This is a genomic window from Methanocella sp. MCL-LM, from assembly GCF_049676595.1.
Taxonomy (GTDB): Archaea; Halobacteriota; Methanocellia; order Methanocellales; family Methanocellaceae; genus Methanocella_A.
The window spans coordinates 1,002,557-1,023,234 of sequence record NZ_CP187259.1 but is presented as its reverse complement, the minus strand read 5'-3'; the positions used below and the strand labels follow the sequence as shown (position 1 = coordinate 1,023,234).

27 protein-coding genes are annotated in these 20,678 nt (G+C 57.0%); 23 read left to right on the top strand and 4 right to left on the bottom strand.

All coding sequences use genetic code 11. From position 1 onward, the window contains the following. Positions 1 to 43: 43 nt before the first annotated feature. Positions 44 to 970 (top strand): DUF362 domain-containing protein, encoded by a 927-nt coding sequence (locus ACPLPM_RS05155; protein WP_424359174.1) that lies wholly within the window; start codon positions 44 to 46, stop codon positions 968 to 970. Between the two features lie 857 nt (positions 971 to 1,827). Here ACPLPM_RS05155 and ACPLPM_RS05150 read toward each other — a convergent pair. From ACPLPM_RS05150 to ACPLPM_RS05140, 3 genes are all read right to left on the bottom strand, one after another. Continuing rightward, positions 1,828 to 2,274 (bottom strand): GNAT family N-acetyltransferase, encoded by a 447-nt coding sequence (locus ACPLPM_RS05150; protein ID WP_424359173.1) that lies wholly within the window; start codon positions 2,272 to 2,274, stop codon positions 1,828 to 1,830. Between the two features lie 353 nt (positions 2,275 to 2,627). Then, the gene (locus ACPLPM_RS05145; RefSeq protein ID WP_424359172.1) at positions 2,628 to 3,338 is read right to left on the bottom strand and encodes a 4Fe-4S binding protein; all 711 of its coding nucleotides are present in this window, start codon (positions 3,336 to 3,338) and stop codon (positions 2,628 to 2,630) included. A 148-nt stretch (positions 3,339 to 3,486) separates the two neighbouring features. Next, positions 3,487 to 3,852, bottom strand: coding sequence for a hypothetical protein (locus tag ACPLPM_RS05140; protein ID WP_424359171.1), 366 nt, complete (start codon positions 3,850 to 3,852; stop codon positions 3,487 to 3,489). A 254-nt stretch (positions 3,853 to 4,106) separates the two neighbouring features. On the opposite strand from ACPLPM_RS05140, the gene ACPLPM_RS05135 reads away from it, so the two are divergent. Genes ACPLPM_RS05135 through ACPLPM_RS05110 form a run of 6 tightly spaced genes read left to right on the top strand, consistent with a single transcriptional unit; the run spans position 4,107 to position 8,236 of the window. Beyond that, complete coding sequence (locus tag ACPLPM_RS05135) at positions 4,107 to 4,751, top strand: TetR/AcrR family transcriptional regulator (protein ID WP_424359170.1); 645 nt, start codon at positions 4,107 to 4,109, stop codon at positions 4,749 to 4,751. Further along, positions 4,751 to 5,953: a DUF116 domain-containing protein gene (locus ACPLPM_RS05130; protein WP_424359169.1), complete on the top strand. Its 1,203-nt coding sequence runs from the start codon at positions 4,751 to 4,753 to the stop codon at positions 5,951 to 5,953. Before ACPLPM_RS05135 ends, ACPLPM_RS05130 begins: the two co-directional genes overlap by 1 nt. Positions 5,954 to 5,966: 13 nt before the next feature. Next, on the top strand, positions 5,967 to 6,761 hold the full coding sequence (locus ACPLPM_RS05125; RefSeq protein ID WP_424359168.1) for a flavodoxin family protein: 795 nt from the start codon (positions 5,967 to 5,969) through the stop codon (positions 6,759 to 6,761). A 2-nt stretch (positions 6,762 to 6,763) separates the two neighbouring features. After that, positions 6,764 to 7,237, top strand: coding sequence for a methyltransferase family protein (locus ACPLPM_RS05120; protein ID WP_424359167.1), 474 nt, complete (start codon positions 6,764 to 6,766; stop codon positions 7,235 to 7,237). A 15-nt stretch (positions 7,238 to 7,252) separates the two neighbouring features. Further along, positions 7,253 to 7,786 (top strand): flavodoxin domain-containing protein, encoded by a 534-nt coding sequence (locus tag ACPLPM_RS05115; RefSeq protein ID WP_424359166.1) that lies wholly within the window; start codon positions 7,253 to 7,255, stop codon positions 7,784 to 7,786. Between the two features lie 48 nt (positions 7,787 to 7,834). Further along, positions 7,835 to 8,236, top strand: coding sequence for a secondary thiamine-phosphate synthase enzyme YjbQ (locus ACPLPM_RS05110; RefSeq protein ID WP_424360037.1), 402 nt, complete (start codon positions 7,835 to 7,837; stop codon positions 8,234 to 8,236). A 91-nt stretch (positions 8,237 to 8,327) separates the two neighbouring features. On the opposite strand, the gene ACPLPM_RS05105 is transcribed toward ACPLPM_RS05110, so the two are convergent. Continuing rightward, entirely contained in the window at positions 8,328 to 8,462 is a 135-nt protein-coding gene (locus tag ACPLPM_RS05105) for a hypothetical protein (RefSeq protein ID WP_424359165.1), read from the bottom strand. A 148-nt stretch (positions 8,463 to 8,610) separates the two neighbouring features. On the opposite strand from ACPLPM_RS05105, the gene ACPLPM_RS05100 reads away from it, so the two are divergent. From ACPLPM_RS05100 to ACPLPM_RS05025, 16 genes are all read left to right on the top strand, one after another. Next, positions 8,611 to 8,955: a flavodoxin domain-containing protein gene (locus ACPLPM_RS05100; protein ID WP_424359164.1), complete on the top strand. Its 345-nt coding sequence runs from the start codon at positions 8,611 to 8,613 to the stop codon at positions 8,953 to 8,955. Continuing rightward, the gene (locus tag ACPLPM_RS05095; protein WP_424359163.1) at positions 8,948 to 9,157 is read left to right on the top strand and encodes a hypothetical protein; all 210 of its coding nucleotides are present in this window, start codon (positions 8,948 to 8,950) and stop codon (positions 9,155 to 9,157) included. Before ACPLPM_RS05100 ends, ACPLPM_RS05095 begins: the two co-directional genes overlap by 8 nt. 13 nt (positions 9,158 to 9,170) lie before the next feature. Further along, positions 9,171 to 9,881 carry a hypothetical protein gene (locus ACPLPM_RS05090; RefSeq protein WP_424359162.1) on the top strand — a complete coding sequence of 237 codons (711 nt, stop codon included), beginning with the start codon at positions 9,171 to 9,173 and terminating at the stop codon, positions 9,879 to 9,881. A gap of 6 nt (positions 9,882 to 9,887) precedes the next feature. Next, positions 9,888 to 10,580, top strand: coding sequence for a TetR/AcrR family transcriptional regulator (locus tag ACPLPM_RS05085; protein ID WP_424359161.1), 693 nt, complete (start codon positions 9,888 to 9,890; stop codon positions 10,578 to 10,580). Further along, the gene (locus ACPLPM_RS05080) at positions 10,577 to 11,365 is read left to right on the top strand and encodes a DUF4386 family protein (protein ID WP_424359160.1); all 789 of its coding nucleotides are present in this window, start codon (positions 10,577 to 10,579) and stop codon (positions 11,363 to 11,365) included. The genes ACPLPM_RS05085 and ACPLPM_RS05080 overlap by 4 nt, the downstream gene beginning before the upstream one ends. Next, a complete protein-coding gene (locus ACPLPM_RS05075) occupies positions 11,358 to 12,431 on the top strand; it encodes a radical SAM/SPASM domain-containing protein (RefSeq protein ID WP_424359159.1) in 1,074 nt (357 codons plus the stop codon). The genes ACPLPM_RS05080 and ACPLPM_RS05075 overlap by 8 nt, the downstream gene beginning before the upstream one ends. Positions 12,432 to 12,533: 102 nt before the next feature. Next, positions 12,534 to 13,106, top strand: coding sequence for a hypothetical protein (locus tag ACPLPM_RS05070; RefSeq protein WP_424359158.1), 573 nt, complete (start codon positions 12,534 to 12,536; stop codon positions 13,104 to 13,106). A 13-nt stretch (positions 13,107 to 13,119) separates the two neighbouring features. Then, a complete protein-coding gene (locus ACPLPM_RS05065; RefSeq protein WP_424359157.1) occupies positions 13,120 to 13,791 on the top strand; it encodes a flavodoxin family protein in 672 nt (223 codons plus the stop codon). Between the two features lie 124 nt (positions 13,792 to 13,915). After that, entirely contained in the window at positions 13,916 to 14,518 is a 603-nt protein-coding gene (locus ACPLPM_RS05060; RefSeq protein WP_424359156.1) for a CDP-alcohol phosphatidyltransferase family protein, read from the top strand. Then, a complete protein-coding gene (locus ACPLPM_RS05055; protein ID WP_424359155.1) occupies positions 14,515 to 15,189 on the top strand; it encodes a TetR/AcrR family transcriptional regulator in 675 nt (224 codons plus the stop codon). Before ACPLPM_RS05060 ends, ACPLPM_RS05055 begins: the two co-directional genes overlap by 4 nt. Before the next feature lie 100 nt (positions 15,190 to 15,289). Next, positions 15,290 to 15,730 (top strand): TetR/AcrR family transcriptional regulator, encoded by a 441-nt coding sequence (locus ACPLPM_RS05050; RefSeq protein WP_424359154.1) that lies wholly within the window; start codon positions 15,290 to 15,292, stop codon positions 15,728 to 15,730. After that, the gene (locus ACPLPM_RS05045) at positions 15,711 to 15,950 is read left to right on the top strand and encodes a hypothetical protein (RefSeq protein WP_424359153.1); all 240 of its coding nucleotides are present in this window, start codon (positions 15,711 to 15,713) and stop codon (positions 15,948 to 15,950) included. Before ACPLPM_RS05050 ends, ACPLPM_RS05045 begins: the two co-directional genes overlap by 20 nt. Before the next feature lies 1 nt (position 15,951). Next, the gene (locus ACPLPM_RS05040) at positions 15,952 to 16,821 is read left to right on the top strand and encodes a flavodoxin family protein (RefSeq protein ID WP_424359152.1); all 870 of its coding nucleotides are present in this window, start codon (positions 15,952 to 15,954) and stop codon (positions 16,819 to 16,821) included. Further along, entirely contained in the window at positions 16,818 to 17,708 is an 891-nt protein-coding gene (locus ACPLPM_RS05035; RefSeq protein WP_424359151.1) for a 4Fe-4S dicluster domain-containing protein, read from the top strand. The genes ACPLPM_RS05040 and ACPLPM_RS05035 overlap by 4 nt, the downstream gene beginning before the upstream one ends. 103 nt (positions 17,709 to 17,811) lie before the next feature. Continuing rightward, complete coding sequence (locus tag ACPLPM_RS05030) at positions 17,812 to 18,474, top strand: HIT family protein (protein ID WP_424359150.1); 663 nt, start codon at positions 17,812 to 17,814, stop codon at positions 18,472 to 18,474. A gap of 361 nt (positions 18,475 to 18,835) precedes the next feature. Beyond that, complete coding sequence (locus ACPLPM_RS05025; RefSeq protein WP_424359149.1) at positions 18,836 to 20,641, top strand: aldehyde ferredoxin oxidoreductase family protein; 1,806 nt, start codon at positions 18,836 to 18,838, stop codon at positions 20,639 to 20,641. The last annotated feature ends 37 nt before the right edge of the window (positions 20,642 to 20,678 follow it).

Here is a 20,678-nt window from a genome sequence, read left to right as displayed (position 1 = left end):
AGCTTTTTGGCTGCAGTAAGAAACCAGTTTGTCGGGAATTTTCATGGCTCAGGAGAGCAGGTCAAAAGTATACATAATCAAGACAGCGGACAGGAAGGAAGCGGTTGCCATGCTGCTGGAACAGTCAATCCCGGACAACCTGGCCGGACTCCGGGTAGCCATCAAGGCGAACTACAACAGTGCCGATCCTTTTCCGGCATCGACTCACATTGATACTCTGGCAGCCATCGTCGACGTGGTAAAAGCCGGCAAAGCTGGCAATATCATTCTGGCAGAGCGCAGCGGCATGGGCATCACCAGAGAAGTGCTGCAGGCCAGAGGAGTCCTCGATCTCGCCAGCCGCAAAGGCGTGGACGTCATCATCCTGGACGACCTGCAGGACAGGCGGGTGTGGGTTCAGCACAGCGCCGGCCACTGGCAGAGAGGCTACCTGTTCGCCCCTTACTTCGCCGACGTCGACGTGACCATCCAGACCTGCTGCCTCAAAGCCCACAGGTTTGGCGGCCACTTTACCATGTCCCTGAAGAACAGCGTGGGCATGGTCGCCCGGTACGACCCGGAGGACAACTACGACTATATGGGCGAGCTCCACTCTTCCCCATACCAGCGGGAGATGATCGCCGAGATTAACGCTGCTTACTCGCCAGCCGTCGTCATCATGGACGCCATCAAGGGCTTCTCCAAAGGTGGGCCCGAGAAAGGCACCCTCGTCGAGCCCGGCCTCATGCTCGCCAGCAGCGACCGCATAGCCATAGACGCCTGCGGCGTAGCGCTCTTACGATCTTACGGCACCACGCCCGAAGTGGCAGATGGCGACATCTTCAGCCTGCCTCAGATCAGGCGCGCCGCCGAACTCGGCCTTGGAGCCAGAAGAGCAGATGAGATTGAAGTTATTCCACTTAATGATAGTGCCAGGGACGCTGCCAGAGTCATTGAAAACGAGCTCAAGGGCATCGCAATAACCAAATGACATAATCTTTCCGACCACGGCGGCACGGTTCTTCATCCTGGCAACTGTAGATCAAATATTTGAACCACGGCGGCACGGCGACACCAAGACAAGGCGATCCACGACAAACCAGATGGTAACTAGAACCACGGCGGCACGGCGACACCAAGACAAGGCGATCCACGACAAGCCAGTGGTAAATAAAACCACGGCGGCACGGCTCTTTATCCAGACAACTGTAGATCAAATGTTTGAACCACGGCGGCACGGCGACACAAAGACAAGGCGATCCACGACAGGCCAGTGGTAAATAAAACCACGGCGGCACGGCGACACAGAGACATTCGTGAACCGGTATAAGTGAACTCTTTTTATGTCCACGGCGACACCAAGACAGAGCATTAACCATAAGCTTACTATCCAATCGTTTCAGCCTGACTTTCGATCAACTGCTTGAAGGAAGGAAAACCTATTTGTCTCCGTACATTCAGCCCGCCGTGTCGCTGTGGATTAATAAAAAGAAGGCCTTGCTATTCCGGTACAGGTCGTCTCCGTGCCGCCGTGCCGCCGTGGTTTAACTAACCATCCTGCCATCGTTTCTCGAATGGTCTCCGTGCCGCCGTGCCGCCGTGGTTTAACTAACCATCCTGCCATCGTTTCTCGAATGGTCTCCGTGCCGCCGTGCCGCCGTGGTTTAACTAACCATCCTGCCATCGTTTCTCGAATGGTCTCCGTGCCGCCGTGCCGCCGTGGTTCAAATAACCATCCAGCCATCGCTTCTCGCACTGTCTCCGTGTCGCCGTGTCGCCGTGGTTAGAACATTTATTTACCAGTTGCCAGGATAAGGAGCCGTGGTTTAAAATAAGTTTTTATAGTGCTCAGAGATGGATGATGTACCCGGTCTTCTCTCCGCGGACAAACCCTGCCCGGTCGTAGAACTTCAGCGTAGCCTCGTCTTTGTGCCCGGTGAGGAGCATGACCTTGTAGCAGTTGTGTTCCTGGGCGATGCCGACCGCTTTATGCAAGGCCAGCGTGCCGTAGCCCTTTTTGCGGTGGCCGGGATGGGTGATGACGTTCTCGATGAGGCCGTACGGGCGGAGGCCCCTGGTAAGGTTTTTCACGATCGCCAGCGTGCAGGAGGAAACGATCTTGCCGTCTACGACAACTACCGGGTAGAACAGGTTTTTATCATTACTGATCTCTTCCCACAGCTGCGGCAGGTCGGGGTTTTCCCTGGCGTCCGGGTCTGCGGGGTGGAGCAGCCGGTACAGCTCCAGCAGCTGGTCAAGCTCATCTGGGCGGATGAGCCGTATTTCCTCGGGCATCGATACATCATTACTAAGGGCTACGTGAAAAGTGTTTCCATGCATAATGGTTCGCCCCCGGTAAATACTGGAACATTTTAGACTATCGCTCGTACCATTTACACTAAGTATAGTCGTTACTGAAACATTTTGTACGAGTGCCCGTACCATTTACACGAAGTACGCGAGGTACGCGAAGTGCTCAAAGTACGATAAAAATGGCATACTTGAAAATGATCTTATCGTAAAACTTCGTGTACTTCGCGTACTTCGCGTACTTCGTGTAAACGGTACCTGACTGCCCTAAAAGTTTTAAGAATTACTATACTTCATGTAAACGGTACCTGACCCTCAAAAAGTTACTGGAATAACGATTATTTTATAGTCATCAGTATCTGGCCCAAGAACTCTTCCGAGGGAATTTGTTCCCAGCCGTTGTCGTAAACGGGCACCTGCTCCAGGGGATAAACTTTCAGCACGCCCTGCCGGCAGGCGATCTCACATTTGCCGCAGCCTTTGCACCGGTCCGCATAGATCTCCGGGCCGTCCTCGGCGATGTAGATGGCTTTGAAGTAGCACGCCCGCTCGCAGTCGCCGCACGAGGTGCAGCCCTCGTCTGCCCGGGCGATGCCGAGGCCTGTCATGCCGTCTATATATGCCTGCATGCCGTCGCCTGTCCTCCGGGTGATACAGCAGCACGGGCAGCACGAGCATAGTTCGAGCGCATGGTCAGCATCGCCTCCAAGCGCCCGCAATTCCCTGCTGGTCCAGAGGATCATGTGAATCAGGCCGAGCTCCCTGGCCTGCCGGACGACGTCGAGACCTTCTTCTACTGTGATCTCCCTCGCGTTGCCTTTAGCCACGATGCCTCTGGCGCCCTCGCCCAGGTACAGGCAGCCGAAGCCGGGGGAGTAGTTCTGGCACTGGCGCTCGGCACGGCAGATGCACTGGTGCGCCAGGCTGACGAAGGAGGCTTCCCGGACGGCCTGCTCGGCCGTCTCAGTGGTCAGGACTACGGGGCGGCTCTTGATCCGCAGATCAACAGAGATGACCTTTCGATCGCCAGAGAGAAGCTTGTCAGCCATAGTATCTCCCTGACTATTGGCAGCGGGACTTAAAAACTCTCTGCCAGACTTCAGTCCCTCGCATGCCCGGAGGCCGGGCGCCGAGGACATATTGTTATGATATCACTATTAGGTAGCGAGAGGAAAAAGGAGAGTCTGTCCACCGGGATCAGACGAGGTTGTAGTACTTGAGGTAGTCCGCATACTGCCGTAGCAGATGTATGCCGGTCCGGGCGTCGGCGACGTCGAGCTTGCCGGTCATGACGTCCTCGTCGTACTGCTCCAGCCGGTTGATCAGCTCCTGGCGCTTTTCCGCGTCTTCCAGCCCGTTTAAGGTCCTGCCGTTGACCACGTCGGACTTAGTCATGTAGTACAGGCTCATGAACCGGTTGTAAAACTTGTAGAACGCCGCCCGGTAAGCGCCGTCATCGGTGCCGAGGTTTTCGATGAGCCGCTGCTTCAGGACAACTGCGGCGTCCACGGCCTGCGCGAAGGTCTCGGCCGGGGTAATGGAACGGATTTGCTCTTCGGTCATGCGATATCACCAGATTGTTCTATTATTAACGAACAATTACTCGCAGCCTTAAATACTTTCCCCGTAATCGATCGCACCTGCGTGCGGGAGCGCGCCTGTTACTAAGGATCAGGCAATTAGACGCCACGATTATGCATCCAGCGCTCCGAACTAACGAACGAACGTTAGTTTTATATACTCATAGCGTATCTATAAGGATGACGAACGTTCGTTCGTTAGTTGAGATAAGAAGTCGAATCAGAGGTAGAAGGAGAATGAAGAACACAGAACAGACCGTGAGCACGAAGGAACTGATCATGGACGCAGCCATCGATCTCTTCTCGAAGTGGGGCTACGACAAAGTGTCCATCCGGGAGATCGCCCGGGAAGTGGGCATCAGGGAAAGCTCGATCTACAACCACTACAAGGGTAAAGAAGAGCTCATGGACACTATCATCAACTACTTCATCTCCGAGCTGTCCCGCATGGACCCCAACGAGCTGCCGATGGAAGCCCTGCTGGAGCAGTACGGCCCGGAGGGATTCATGACTATGGGCGCCGGGGCTTACCTGCAGAGGATCAACACTCCCCGCATAGCCAAAATCTGGAGAATCATCTCTATCGAGCTCTTCAGGAACGACAAGGTCAGGGCCTTCTTCAAGTCGACCATGGTAGAAGTACCGGTCGCAGCGTGGGAGCAGACCTTCCGCAAGATGATGGAGCTGGGCTACATCAGGGAGTGCGACACCAGACTGCTGGCTCAGGAGTTCTTCTACCACTGCATCTACCTCTTCTTCGACTACTTCATCATCAGCTTTGATGACATGACCTACGACACGTTCACCGAAAACATGCTGAAAGAACTGGAACCCCACATCAAGTTCATCTTCAACAGCGTAAAAATTCAGGAGGCCCAGTGATGGAAGTCGTCACCTACTCCCTCCGGAATGGCCAGTTCAACTCCAACCAGTACTACGAGGATGCGGCGGCCTTTACTGAGGAGGTCTTGAAAGAGGCGAAAGTGCTGCTCCCGATCGTCGGGCGCTTCAGGGCATACGTCGAGCAGACTGGCATCGAAGCAGTCCGGTCGGCGGAAGAATACGCCTTCGAGCTGCTGATGCTGGGCACACTGTGGCGCATATACGCCGACGACGCTCACGACATATCCAGCGGCTGGACTGGCATTATGGCATACCTTTCCCGGCTCCGCCAGCGCAACCAGACGCTCAAGCCCGTCGCCGACGGCGTCAGGGGCATCCTCGCGACCATCTTCCTGGCCCCCACGGACCGGGAATGGTCCCCCAAGGCATCCCTGAAACACCTGGACCAGCTGCTCCGGTGGATGGAGGCGACGGGGGATCACGTGCAGGAAGTAAAGAGGTTGCACAACTGGAGGGAGTACTGGGAGACTGTCCCCGCCAGGCAGGTATCGGAAGACATACAGGCAGCCGTTGCCTTCGCAGGGCGGTTCGAGGAGAGCAGCCTGAAAGCACTCGGGAAGTACACCCCGAACGTCGAGCAGTTCCTGCAGGAGAAGCAGCGGGAGCACAGGTGGAAGGAGGACGTAGTCTTCTCCGCCCGCCGCAGAGTCGAGTACCACCTCAACATGGTGGGCGCGGAGATCATGAACCGGTCGTTCCGGGCGGACTTCCTGCAGACGAAGCACAAGGCAGTAATCCTGCCGGCCTGCATGCGCTACTACTCCAAGCCGAAGTGCCAGGCCCACTCGAATGGCCTGTCGTGCGAGTGCACCGGGTGCGAGCCCAAGTGCCGGGTGAACATGCTCATGAAGCTGGGCCAAAAGCACGGCTTTAGCGTCCACCTGGTGCCCCACGAGTCATCTGTGTTCTCGGGCGACGCGGGTAAAACCCTCATCGGCGAAGGTGTGGGCATCGTGGGCATCGCCTGCGTGTCTAACCTCGTATCCGGCGGGTGGAAGGCGAAGGGGCTTGGTATGCCGCCCCAGTGCGTCCTGCTGGACCACTGCGGGTGCCGGAAGCACTGGCATGAGCAGGGCATCCCGACCGATATCAATTTTAACAGGCTGATGCAGATCATGGGAGTTAAGAGCACGGAAACGATAGAACAGGCGGGCAAAGTGCCCGCGGCTGTCCCGACGTAAGGAGAAAAACATCATGAAGATCATAACAATCATGGGTAGCCCCAAAGGCAAGGGCAGCGGCTACAAGGTAGTCAGGATGGTAGAGGAACGGATGAAGCAGAAGGGCGAGGTCGACTTCGAGTACGTCTTCCTGAAAGACTCAAACCTCCAGCTCTGCAAGGGATGCTTCGCGTGTGTGACGAAGGGCGAGGACAAGTGTCCGCTCAAGGACGACCGGGCAGCGCTTGAGCAGAAGCTGCTGGCAGCGGACGGCGTGATCCTGAACTCCCCGGCATACGTCGAGAACGTGAGCTGGCTGATGAAGAACTTCATCGACCGGTTCGCCTACACCAACCACCGGCTCCGGTTCTTCCGGCAGAAGGTCATGCTCGTCGCCAACTCGGGCGGCGCCGGCCTGGAGCAGACGGTCGAGGCCATGGAGAACGCCCTCGGCGGCTCCAGAATCGTCAGCAAGCTCTGCGTGGGCACGCCGCCCTGGCCCCAGACTGCGAACGCGGTCGCGAAGAAGGAGAAGGCGATCACGAAGGAGACTGAAAAGTTCTACACAGCCTGCCGGGACACGTCCCTGCCAGTACCCTCGTTCAACGACTACATGCGGTTCGTCATCCAGAAGAAGATCTCGGAAAGCTGCGCCCAGTGGCTGCCCGCAGACTTCGAGTTCTACAAGGGCAAGGAGTACCACTACGAGACGAAGATCGGGCCTGTCAAAAAGGCGGCTGTCAACGTGATGGTCAGCCTGGTCATGGGCATGATGAAAGACATGGGTCCGGGAGACGTCCAGTGGCCGCCAAAGCAAAAGGAGGCTTAAACATGGCAAATACTCAGGTTAAAAAGATGGGCATCGAGGGCGCCGGCCCGAAGATCATGGCGCCCGCAGCCCTGTACTTTATCGTAGCCACGCTGGTGAGCTACCTGTCCAGGCCAATGTTCGACATGACGTTCCTGCCCCGGGAAATCACCCTGGGGCTCGCAGGCATCTTACTGCTCGTCGGCATACCCCTCTGGCTGGCAGCTGTCGTGTACTTCCTGCTCGCCTACACGAAGGGCGAGATGGCCACTAAGGGCCCGTATGCGCTGATGCCGAACCCGATATACAGCTCGTGGACAGTGTTCGTGTTCCCGGCCATCGCGCTGCTGCTGAACTGGTGGCTGCTGCTAGGAACGTCTCTCGTCATGTACGCGTCGTTCAGGATGTTCATCAAGGCTGAAGACAGCTTCATGCAGCAGAGATATGGCGGGAAGTACGAGGAGTACAGAAAGAAAGTGTGGTTCAACTTCCTTTAACCGAGAGGTATAGAGATGAAAGCATTAGTAGTATATGGAACCAGAGGCGGCGCCACCACGGCGATCGCCGAGGAGATCGGTAAAACGCTCTCAGCCGAGGGGTTTGAATCGATGGTGAAGAATGCGTCGGACCTGAAAGGCGTGAAGGTAGAGGACTACGATCTTTTTGTGGTCGGCAGCTCGGTCTACGCCGGCATGTGGAGCGGCAAGGCGAAGGGCTTCCTGAAGGCAAACCAGAAGGAGCTGGCCTCCAAAAAGGTGGCGCTGTTCTCGTCGGGCCTCGCAGGCAGCGATCCAGCCCAGGCTGATGCCGCAAAGCAGAGCATCGAAAAAACTGCGGCGCAGTTCCCGGCGATAAAACCAGTAGCGCTGGCCTACTTCGGCGGCGTGGTCAACTTCGACAGCCCGAACTTCTTAGCGAAGATAATGGCCAACGCCATGAAGGCCGACTTCGAGAAGAAAGGCATCGACACCAGCAAGCCGGTCGACGGCAGGAACTGGGAAGCCATCCGCCAGTGGACGAAGGAAGTGGCGGCGAAGGCCAGATAATTTTTTCTCGATCGATCGCATACTCCTGACTACGCAGGAGTGATCACCATTATCTGGAAAGAAATCTCTGTCCCCACAAGCACCAGGGCCCAGTTCATCGACGTAACCCGGCAGGTAGCCGCCGAGCTGACAAAGAGCGGTGTAAAGAACGGCATCTGCTATGTGTACGTGCCCCACACGACCGCCGGCATCACCATCAACGAGAACGCCGATCCCGACGTGGTCACCGACCTGCTGGCCACGCTGGAAAAGCTGGTGCCCGTTCACGGTAACTATCGCCATGCAGAGGGCAACTCCGACGCCCACCTTAAAGCGTCCATGATGGGCTTCTCCCAGATGATACCAGTCATAGATGGCCGGCTTGCCCTCGGCACCTGGCAGGGCATCTATTTCTGCGAATTCGATGGCCCCCGGGGCCGCAAGATGCTCGTGGGCATTACCGGAGAGTAGAAGTCAGAGTTAAAACTTTTTGTACTGGTGCCCATCAATTTACCAGAAGATAGCCATTCTTGAAAACGTTGTACACGAGTGCTCGTACTATTTACACGAAGTACTCGAAGTACACGAAGTACTCAAAGTCTGATAAAAAGGCTGACTGCAACCCGATTATATGATTAAACTTCGCGTACTTCGCGTACCTTGTGTACTTCGTGTAAACGGTACCTGACAATCCCATAAATTTTGTTATATAATGATCCATAAGCCCAATCCGTGCAAGCCCAGGGATAAAGTAAGTAAACGTTAACTTTTTATAGTAGTCGCGTATATTAGAATTTGTAAAGTAAGTAAATGTTTACTTACATATGTGACCGGGAGTGAATCGGATGAAAGCTTTAGTCGTTTACGGCACCAGGGGCGGTGCCACGAAAGAGATCGCAGACGTGATCGGGGACGAGTTAGGCCGGCAGGGCTATGCTGTGGCAGTCAGGAACGCTAAAGAGACGAGGGGCATCGACGTGTGCGAGTTCAATCTTGTCGTGGTGGGCAGTTCCGTCTTCATGACGATGTGGAAGCGCCAGGCGAAAGCGTTCCTGAAGCGCAATGAGAAAGTGCTCGCGAGGAAAGCGGGTGGCGCTGTTCTCCTCGGGCCTCGCAGGCGGCGACCCGGCGCTGGCCGGCTATGCCAGAGAGTGCATGGAGAAGGTGGCTTCGAAGTTCCCCATGATTAAGCCTGTGGGGCTGGCCTACTTCGGAGGGTACCTGGACTTTAGCAGCAAGGGCCGCATCGACCGGTTCTTCGGCGCCGTGAAGAAAGACCTCGAGAGCAAAGGCTTCGACACCAGTAAGCCGATCGACCAGAGGGACTGGGCTGCTATTCGAGCGTGGGCAGGTTGTCTGACAGAGAAGAAGCTTCAGCCAGTGGCTGCATGACGGCGGGATTGCGATGAAGTTTAGCGCCACAAGAATAACGGTCTCCACCCTGGGAGCCCTGGCAGGGCTGTCGGGCATCGAGCATGGCCTGGGAGAAGTACTGCAGGGTAACGTGGCCTCTCCGGGCATCGTGTTTCAGTCATGGCCTGACTCAGCACTGTTCAGCATCCTGAACGGGGAGCCGGCGATGTCCATTGTACCTAACCTGCTGGTGACGGGCATTCTGGCGATAATCATGTCCTCGATATTTCTAGTCTGGGCAACAGTATTCATCGAGAAGAGGCACGGGGGCCTGGTCCTGATCCTGCTGTCGGTCGCGGTGCTCCTGGTGGGCGGAGGATTCGGGCCCTTTATACTGGGACTGGTTATAGGCCTGGCGGCCACCCGGATTAATACACGGCAACCAGGGTGGCGCAACCGGATACCGGCCGGCCTCAGGCAGCGGCTCGACAGCTTCTGGCCATGGCTGTACGGTACGGATCTGATCGCCTGGCTCATGCTGTTCGTCGGCTGGCCGCTCATCGGGCTGCTGCCCGGCGTTGCCGGGTCGGATGCCATCGTCATTCCCCTCTGCATTAACATCGCCGCTGCATTCGGGTTACTTTTGCTGCTGGTAGCGGCAGGGTTCGTGCGCGACAGCCGGCGGCTTACTGAAGCGGGAAAGACAGCTAGCGGCGACCGAAATGATTGTATAGGCAGGACCGAGAATACGAATAGCTCTTGAGGTACGATGATCATGACTGTTAAGCAGGCGGCGAGAAAGACCGGCAGGCCAGCGAAGGTGCCCGGCGATAAGAGCACGAAGGAGAAGATCTTCGATGCCGCCATAGAGCTGTTCGCTGAAAGAGGGTACGACGGAGTATCCGTGCGGGACATCGCCCGGGCCGTGGGCCTGACCGAGGGCGCCGTCTACAAGCACTTCGCCTCGAAAGACGAGATCCTCGACTCAATCTTCGCCTACGTCGAAGGCCGGATATACCCTCAGGCCCGGGAGGACGTCCCCTCCGGGACTCTGGAGGGGGGCCTCGATGCCATGGTAGAAGCGCTGTCTCTGGAGGAGATCCTCGCTAGTGTGCCGAAGTTTATGCTGGCCGACCAGAACCTGGCCCGAATCACCCGCATCATGCTCATCGAGCTGTACCACAACGAGAAGATTGGCGACTACTTCCGCCGGGAGCTCATGGAGAGGCCGATCGACGAGACGGAAGTCCTCTTCACGAAGCTCCTGGAGCGGGGCAAAATCAGGCCCTGCGATCCCCGGGCAGTGGCGACGATGTTCATCTCCTACATGGTCAGCTGGTATTTCCAGACCTTCATCCTCAACTACGGCCGGCAGGACTTCGACCGCATTGAGCGGGAAACAGTCGCCCAGATCAGGCTATTCGCAGAGATGTTCAAGCCGGACGGGGAGCGATCTTCATGAAGGCCGCTACTGCTGTCGAGACTGCCGATACCACCCATAAGGGCCTTTACGTGCTCGGCGGAGCCGCGGCTCTTATCGCAGGGCTTGTCTTCAGGAGAAACCTCGGCCCGGAAGTATCGCTTCTCAGCGGGCAGATGCCGCCTGATATGACGATCGGCTGGTTCACCCTCCTGCAACAGAACAGACTCCTGGGTTTAGCACTGCTAAACGTGTTCGACATAGTTGACTATGCGCTGGTAGGCCTGATGTTTATCGCCCTATATGTCGTCCTTAAGCAAAGTCATGAAAGTAAGGCTTTGATAGCGTTAGTCCTCGGCCTTATCGGCATCGCAGTCTACTTCGCTTCGAACACTGCCTTCTCCCTGCTTTCTCTCAGCGACCAGTACGCCGCAGCGACAACAGATGCACAGCGGTCTACCCTCCTGGCGGCCGGCCAGACGATGCTGTCAATGTATAACCCGGGCACGGTATACCAGGGTACCGGGATCTACCTGAGCTTCCTCCTGGTCGCGGTCGCCGGCCTGGTGATCTCGATCGCCATGCTACGGAGCAAGTTCTTCGGCAGGACGACCGCTTATGTCGGGATACTGGCGAGCGTCCTCGACCTGGGCTATTGTCTTGCCGTGATAATTGCGCCTGGTGCAACCCTGACGGTGATCGGTACTCTATTCGTTGCCTCTGCCGGCCTGCTGCTGATGATCTGGCACATCCTGATCGGCCTGAGGCTCTTGCAGATGGGCGGTATAGGCCTCCCGAGCTTAAAGAAGAGGACAGTTTATGGATAACAATGGTATCAACAAGATGCTAGAAACGCTGGTCCGCACGACCTTCAAGGATGCGCTCCGGGCTTCGGCCAGAGACCCGAAAATGGCCGCTTTCTTCCTGCGCACCCTCAAAGCCCAGAAAAGAGCTGCAGAGAAGAGGCAGGCCTGGGAAAGCGAGGGACTTCACGTCCCGCCTCTCATGATCCTGAGCGTGACTGATCACTGCAATCTCCACTGTCAGGGCTGCTACTCCCAGAACCTGCCCAGGGAGAACAAAGCTGAGATGAGCCCGGCCAGGCTGGAAACTCTCTTCGGCGAAGCGGAAGCGCTGGGCACGGCGATCATCCTGCTGGCCGGCGGGGAGCCGCTGCTAAAGCCCGGGCTGCTGGACATCACAAAGAAGTACCCCGGCATTATCTTCCCGCTGCTGACCAACGGCACGCTGCTGGACGAGACGATCGTGGCCCGCATCAAGGAGCAGCGCAACGTGATCCCGATGCTGAGCGTGGAAGGCTTCGAAGGAGATACTGATTTACGCCGGGGTGCGGGCACTTACGGCAGAGTTCTGGCAGCCATGGAAAAGCTACAAGCAGCCGGCATCTTCTTCGGCGTCTCGATCACTGTGACCCGCTCTAATTTCTCTACGGTAACAGGGGATGCCTTCGTCCGGGGCCTGCTGGACAAGGGCTGCAAGGCCTTCTTTTACGTAGAGTACAGCCCGGTCAGGGAAGGGACCGAGAACTGGGTCCCCACACCAGAGCAGAGGGAAATCCTTGTCGCCGGCTCGTTCAGGTCAAAGTATGCAGCCGCCTTTCTGGCTTTCCCGGGAGAGGAAAAAGCCTTTGGCGGATGCCTGTCATCGGGCAGGGGCTTCGTCCACGTCAGCGCTTCGGGAGACCTCGAGCCATGCCCGTTCGCGCCTTACTCCGATGCCAGCCTGCAGCATATGTCGTACAAAGAGGCTCTGCAATCGAAGTTCCTGAGGAGCATCAGGGAGAACAGCGGAGAGCTGCTGGAAGAAGACGGCGGCTGCGCCATCTGGAAGAAGAGAGAGTGGGTGCAGGCACTGCTGGCCGGTAACCGGTAAATGTGAATGACCGTTAACTTTTTATAGCGGATATCCTATATGAATTTATGTGAGTGATTGTTCACTCACATAATAGGATGAGACAAGATGGAGAGAATCAGAATGTCTTTACTGACAATAGTTATTCTAGTCGCAGTTGCCATCGTATTACTGGCAATATTCGCCCTCGTAGCAAGCGGGGGCATCATATGCTCAGGTTTGACGGGCAAGATGGCTACGGGCGCCGAATCGTTGAGCCCTGCGGGGCATGTTACGGGGAAGGCGCTGGTCGTCTATGACCCGGGCGTTACAGGAGCGGCAAAAAAAGCGGCAACGGGAATTGCTGGTGACCTGAAATCGAAGGGCTATAAAGTCGAGCTGGCGGGCGTAAGCAGCGCAGCCGCTACCGATGTTTCCGGCTACGATATCGTCGTAGTTGGCGGGCCCATGTATTTCGGTAAGGCCAGCAACTCGATCGAGGCGTACTTAAAGGGGCTGACACTGCAGAATCATGTAAAGCTGGGCGTATTCGGGACCACCGGCTCGAACGACTTTGTCGCCAGCGACCTGACATCGCTCGAGAGCCAGGTCGCCTCAATCCAGAATCGAAAGGCAGAGGTCAGGCTGATCGGCGATCGCGACGAGAATAAAGCCGCCCTGGGTTGCAGAGACCTCGTGGCAGTCGTGACACAGTAGGAAGGCGATGCTTGTGAAGATACTGGCAATCATGGGCAGCCCCAGAAAGAACGGCAACACCTACAAGCTGACCAGAAGAGTCGAAGAGAAGATGAAACAGCTCGGAGACGTGGACTTCGAATACTTATTCCTAAAAGACCTGGATCTCAGGCCATGCCTCGGCTGCGGGGCCTGCTTTACGAAAGGTGAAGACCACTGCCCTCACAAAGATGACCGGGCGATGCTGGAGGAGAAAATGCACCAGGCCGACGGAGTCATCTTCGCCTCACCCGTTTACGTCTTCAACGTCTCGGGCCTGATGAAGAACTTCTTCGACAGGTTCGCCTATGTCTGCCACCGGCCCCGCTTTTTCAAAAGCGCGCTGATGCTGGCCACCGCCGGCTTTGAGCTGGGAACAGGCCAGATGCTTAAATCGTTCTCGTTCATGGCAGAGGTCTGGGGATTCACTGTCGCCCACAGTTTTGCCATAGCTGCCAACGACGTGCTGGAATTCGGCACCCGGGCGGATAAGGCCGAGAAAAAGATCGCCACGGCGGCGACAAAGTTTTTCCGTGCAGCGGCATCTGGCAGAGTGAAGCCAGGCCTGGTTAACATGGCCGTATTCCTGGCGGCCCAGCCGTCCATCAGGAAGTTGTCCGCGGAATACTACGATTACCACTACTGGAGAGACCACGGGCTGGCTTGAGAAGGATACGTGGTATTACTATGACCCACAGGTCAGCCTGGTAAAGAAGACGATGGCAAAGCTGTTATCAAGATTCTTCAGCCTGGCCGCTAGGTAAGATGGTACAATCAGCCAGGAGCTACATATGAGCCTGCTATATACGTTTAAGCCTCTTAAGGATAGGGCCCTGATACCGATCAGCCGCATCCTCCACAGGGCGGGAGTGACGCCGAACATGGTTACTTCTGCCGGGCTACTGACATCAGTGATCGGGGGGCTGCTCGCAGCGTCTGGCCACCTCTACTCCGGCATCGCCGTGTTCATCTTCGGCGCCAGCCTGGACGCGGTAGATGGCTCCCTCGCGAGATCGTGGGGCGAGTGCACAGAGTTCGGCCGGTATTTCGACAGCACATGTGATCGACTTTCAGAGCTGGCCTTCGTGGTGGGAGCGATCGTTGGAGGCGCTTCGGCTGCAGCCATTATAGTCATAACTGGCTCGTATATCCTGCTGGCTTCCAGAATTTTCAATCACAGGAGAGGCCTGAACTCCGATGCGGCCATGTTTGGCAGGCCAGAGAGGCTGGCGCTCCTGATCGCCGGCATGCTGGCGCCGGCTCCGTACGATCTGGCGCTCTTCGCCACTGCCGGCCTGCTATGCCTGATCTCTTCCGGCCAGGCGTTGGCGGCAGGTTTACGTAGCAGCAGAGATCAAGATCGTGGAAGAAGCGCAGGACCGGTGGTAAGGTGAAGGAGAGGAGCATGGGCGCGCAAAAGCAGGCCGGAAAGACCGGCAGGCCGGCCAGAGTGCCGGGAGAAAAGCACACGAAGGAGAAGATCTTCGATGCTGCGGTAGACCTGTTCGCCAAAAAGGGCTACGACAGGACCTCGATCAGGGATATTGCTAAGGCGGTGGGCATAGCGGAGAGTGCGGTCTACAGGCACTATACCTCTAAAGAGGCGATTCTGGACGCGATCTTCGACTACATGGAAACTCAGATATACGCCCCTCTGCCGCCGGCGCCGAACGCAGAGAAGCGTCCGGAAAGCAGTATTTTCAGGGATATGCTGGCAGGCCTGCCCTGGTTTATCGAGGCCAACCCGATCATGGTCAAGATCGCGCACATCATGTTCACCGAGATGTACCACAACGACCGGATCAGGGACTACTTCCGGAAAGAGTACATCGAAAGGGGAGACTCGACCACAGAGGCAATCTTCAGGGAGCAGGTGGAGGCAGGCAAAATCAAGCCCTGTAACGTCAGAGCGCTCGCCGGGCTCTTCAACGCGTACCGGTTCGCCTGGGTCTTCCAGAGCTTCGTCTTCGACTACGGTAGGCCCATAGATATGGATGCGATAAAAAGGGACCTGGAAGCCCAGATCGAGCTGTTCGAGGACTTGCTGAAGCCAGAGAGCTCGTGAGCCCGTAGCTGCCATAAAAGCTAACAGTCGTTATCTTTATATACCTATAGCGTATAGTATGCACTGTAAAGATAACACATGATAGCTTTTGGTGATGAACATGACAGCAGGTAGAAAGTCGGGCAGGCCGGCGAAGGTGCCGGGCGAAAAGAGCACCAAAGAAAAGATCTTCGACGCAGCAGTCGATCTGTTCGCAGAGCGGGGCTACGAAGGAGTTTCAATCAGAGACATCGCAGGTGCGGTAGGTATCAAAGAGAGCTCTGTGTACAAGCATTATGCCAGTAAAGACGCAATTCTGGATTCGGTTTTCGAGTACCTCAAGGCCAGGCTCTACCCGCAGCAGGCCTCTGGCGTGGACATGGACGCCATGCTCGACGCCCTGACGTTCGAACAGGTGCTGGAAGCGAGGGCTGCTTTCTATAAGACAGATGATGAACGACCCCTACATGGTCAAGATCACCCGCATCATCACCATCGAGCTGTACCGCAACAAGAGGATTCGGGACTTCTTTTATGGCCAGATGTTCGAGCGTCCGGTTGACGAAACCGAGCTCATGTTCAGGAGGCTCATGGACAAGAAGAAGATCAAAGCGGTGGACCCGAGAGCCCTGGCCACGTCGTACTTCGCCTTCACCATCTACATGCACATGGAGACCTTCCTGCTGCGGTATGAGGAAGGCCTCGACCCGGAGCTCATCGAGCGCAAGTCGAGGGCTCACATGAGGTTGTTTGTCGAGATGCTCAAGCCGGAGGAAGCATAACATGAAGATATTGGCAATTATGGGAAGCGCCAGAAAAGGCAACACATACCGTGCCGTTCAGCGCATCGAGGAGAACATGAAGAAGCACGGGGACGTGGACTTCGAGTACCTGTTCCTGAAAGATCAGAACCTGGAGGCATGCAGGGGTTGTACGGTATGCATCCTCAAAGGCGAGCAGAAGTGCCCGCTGAAGGACAGCAGGGCAGAGATCGAAGCGAAGATGCTCTCCGCCGCAGGCGTAATCTTCGCTTCCCCCAACTACGCCAGCAACGTCAGCGGCCTGATGAAGACACTCATCGACCGGATCGCCTACGCAGGCCACCGGGCGAGGTTCTTCGAGCAGCATGCCCTGTACGTCGTCACTAGCGCAGGCCCCGGAGGCATGAAAGAATGCATGGCAGCCATGTACGGGCCGCTGTCCCACTTTGGGTTCAGGACCGGAGGCAAGCTCGCATTGATGACCCCGCCGTTCAAGCTCCCGCAAAGGTACGCGGAGAAGAACAACCGGGAGATCGATGCCGCTGCTCTGCAGTTCTACAAAGCCATCAAGAACAAGGGCCCTGCGAAGCCTTCCCTTATGGACGTCGTAGGCTTCAGGTCCATCCAGACCATGGGCAACCAGTTTGCCGCGATGTATGAGACCGTCTACCCGGCAGACCACCAGTACTGGAAAGAGAAAGGCTGGATGGATCAGAGCAAGTACTACTACACGGAGGCGAAGATCGGCCCCATTACTAAGATGGCGGCCAGAATTATGGTCGCCCTCATCATGGTATATCTCAAGAGAACCCTGTTCTCGGAGGCGGGCAACTTTAGGCCTGCCGGACAGGATGTACAGGGTAAAAACGCTGCCCCGGGGGCATCTCAATGAGCGTCTTCGGCAGCATCATCGAGCCTTACAAGCGGTACAGGCTCGAGAAGTTCAACCGCCTGGAGAAGTCCCTGGGCGAAGTCGAAGGGTCAATCAGAGCCTCTCCGCTATCGCCGGAAAAAGGCCAGGCTGACAAGCTCAAGGTCACGCTACACGAGCTCCCCATGCAGCTGTCCATCGCTAAGAGCATCGATCGGAGCCTGATGAACGCAAGAGGCAGCCTGGAGGGTTCGAAGACCAACATCGATACTGTCGCACTTCAGGCCTTCGAAAAGTATGCCCGTTCCCTCGGCATCGCCGCCATCGGCTATACTGAGGTGCCGCCCGAAGCGATCTTCAAGGACCGGGCGGTCCTTTACCCGAACGCTATCATCCTCACCATGGAGATGGATAAGGCTGCCGTGGATGCCGCCCCCTCTCCGGCGACGCAGCGGATGGGCATCGATACATATGATCAGCTCGGCAAAATCACCAGCCAGCTGGTCGATTACCTGCGGCAGCAGGGCTTCCCGGCACACGCCGGCCACCCGGCCAACAGCGCTGTCCTCCACCCCCGGCTGGCACAGAAGGCAGGACTGGGCTACAAGGGCCGGCACGGCCTCATCATCACCCCGGAATTCGGGCCACGCACGAGGCTGGCAGCGATCTTCACGGGCATCGACAACCTCCCGTTCACCGACAGCGATAAGCACGCCTGGATAGCGGGCTTCTGCAAAAGCTGCGGCAAATGCATCAGATCCTGCCCGGCGAAGGCCATTCTCGAGACGCCGGTGGAAAAAGCCGGAGGGACCGTGACCCATATCGAGAAGGACAGGTGCATCAGCTGCACGATCTGCATGAAAGCCTGCAGCTTCAACCGCCGGAGCTACGCTGAGCTCAGGCGATAGCAGCTATTGCCACGCTACTCGCGTTCTCCGGCACGCAGATCAGGATAGGTAAGAATTTAGCCTATCGCAACAATATTTTTTACAGTATGCCCGGGCTACGCTGATGCCCCGGACTGCTCCGGAGGTCACGATGGAACACAGCAACAGGGATGGCCTGGCAGGCGAGTGCTTCACCCGCGATGTGGCGGACATGATCGCCGCAGGCGTGCTCAGGCGTAGCCATGCCATGGCGAGGCCATTTCAGGTCAACTACGACTCTCATTGCAGCTTCTGCCGGAAAAACAGGCTGATAGTGCTGGTCAACGAGGAGTACGAGCACCCGGAGCCCACTTTTATCAGGCGTCTGCCGGTCAGCGTAGCCGCCCTCAGCTACGACCAGACCTATCCCGGCCGCTCGGTAGTTATCTTGCGAGACCATGTGACCGACCTGAACGACCTGATGAAGCACAAACAGATGCTCTACATGGCGTTCATGGAAGACGTGTCTGCGACGGTGGATGCCATCAAGGCGGTCTGCAACCCCGACCGCATGAACTACGCCATCTACATGAACCAGAACGAGCACCTCCACGTCCACCTCATCCCCCGGTACAAGAGAGAAGGAGAGGCGTACCACGACCCCCCGCCGTTCAGGGGCGTGACCAAAATGTTCCCGGACTTCGACTACCGCTCGCTGGCAGTGAGAATCCGCAGGCAGCTGAAATGCGAGCAGTCCGAGCTCAGCAGGTACTGCGAACAGCTGATCAACGACGGGCTGCCGCCATAGCCGAAAGTTGCTCAAGAAGGGTGAGACAACAAAACGATCGCTGCGCTGTGCCAGGATCACAGATTGAAACAGATTGCACCGATTTCACAGATGGCATGAAAATAAAAGCGGTAGACGGTAGATCTATTTCTCATCGATTAGTATCTGTGTAATCTGTGGCATCTGCCAGAATCTGTGATCCTGGCACAGCGCAGCGATCGTTGTGTATTTTCATGCCGAATCGCCATCGGTTATGTCATGCCGGCATAGACTGAAACCACTCTTTTTCAAAGAATGATTATTAAATCTCAAAACTAATTATCATTAACAATCGTTATCTAGAAAGCATTTAAAACATCCAGCCAACGTCCCTTGTGATACTATGGATGGCTACGCAGGAAAAATTCTGTTCGTAAACCTCACCAAAGGCACGATGGAGGCTAAACCATTCCCGGAGGAGTGGAAGCGCCAGTTCATGGGTGGCAGAGGCCTGGGAGTGAAGATCCTGGCCGATGCTCTGGACACCATCGGAGACCCGCTGGGCGAAAGCAACATCCTCGTCTTCGCCACTGGACCGTTGACGGGCACTGGTCTGCCCCTCGGCTCCAGGTATACGGTGGCCACGAAGTCGCCGTTGACTGGTACCGTGACGAGCGCCGACAGCGGAGGGTCCTTCGGGTGGAAGCTGAAGAAGGCCGGGTTCGACGCTGTCGTTATCACAGGCAAAGCCAAGACTCCGGCTTACCTGTTCCTGAGCGACGGCAAAGCGGAAATTCGGAACGCATCGGCTATGTGGGGCAGGACCTCGACGCAGACGACCGCGGCTATTCTGGAAGACGTCAAGGATAAGAACGCAAGAGTCGCCTGCATTGGCCCTGCCGGCGAGAAGCTCAGCAGGCTCGCCTGCATCATGAACGAGAACTTCCGGGCGGCCGGCAGAGGCGGAGTGGGAGCGGTCATGGGCTCCAAGAACCTCAAGGCAGTCGCGGCCTCAGGGGATGCCAGGATTGCGCCCGCACATCCCGAGCGCATGAAGGCAGTCCAGGAGAAGTGGGTCGCGAAGCTCAAGGAGAACGGCATCGAGCAGGCGATCCACAACTACGGCACAGCAGTCCTTGTCAACATCATCAACGAGAACTACATTCTCCCGGTCAGGAACTTCCAGAGCGCACACTTTGAGAACGCTGATAAGGTCTCCGGTGAGACGCTGGCCAAAACCATGCTCAAGAGGCCTAAGGGCTGCTTCGCCTGTACGGTCCAGTGCGGCCGGTACACCGAGATCGACGGCGTGCCCGCAGAAGGCCCGGAGTACGAGACGATCTGGGCGCTGGGCCCCGACTGCGGCATAGACGACCTCGTCGCAGTCAAGAAGGCAAACGACCTCTGTAACGAGCTCGGCATGGACACGATAGGCACAGGGGCCACTATCGCGTGCGCCATGGAAATGTCGCAGCGGGGCTACATCGGCGAAAAGATCAGGTTTGGCGACGCTGCAGCCATGGTTGAGCTGGTCCGCAAGATGGGCTACCGGGAGGGCATAGGGGACGAGATGGCAGAGGGCTCGTACCGGTTCGCGGAGAAGTACGGCCACCCCGAGCTGTCGATGAGCGTTAAGAAGCAAGACATGCCGGCATACGATCCGAGAGGACTGCAGGGTCATGGCCTGGCCTACGCGACCTCGCTGCGTGGCGGGTGCCACGTGTACGGGTACATGGTCGCGCCAGAAGTGCTCGGCTCCCCGCAGAAGCTGGACCCATACGTGGACACCGATAAGGCCCTGTGGACGAAAATCTTCCAGGACCTGACCGCTACCATCGACTCGATCGGCATGTGCCTGTTCAGCTCGTTCGCGCTAAGCGCCGCAGATTACGCTGAGGCAATCTCGGCCGTCACCGGCATCGAGATGGATGAGAAAGAGGCGCTGCTGCTCGGCGAGCGGGTCTGGAACCTCCAGAAGCTGGCGAACATGAAGCTCGGCTTCACCAGGGCAGACGATACCCTGCCACAGCGGCTGCTACAAGAGCCACTGCAGGAAGGTGCTCCGAAGGGCCGGGTCTGGAACCGGGAGCCGCTGCTCAGCGAGTACTACAAGGTCAGAGGCTGGGACATCGCCGGCCGCCCGACCAGAGAGAAGCTGCAGGAGCTCGGGCTTGACCAGGTTCCCGCCGGGGCCCCGAAACGAGAGTAAGGGAAAAGTGAGCGACGCTGCCGGGCGGACCTCCAGC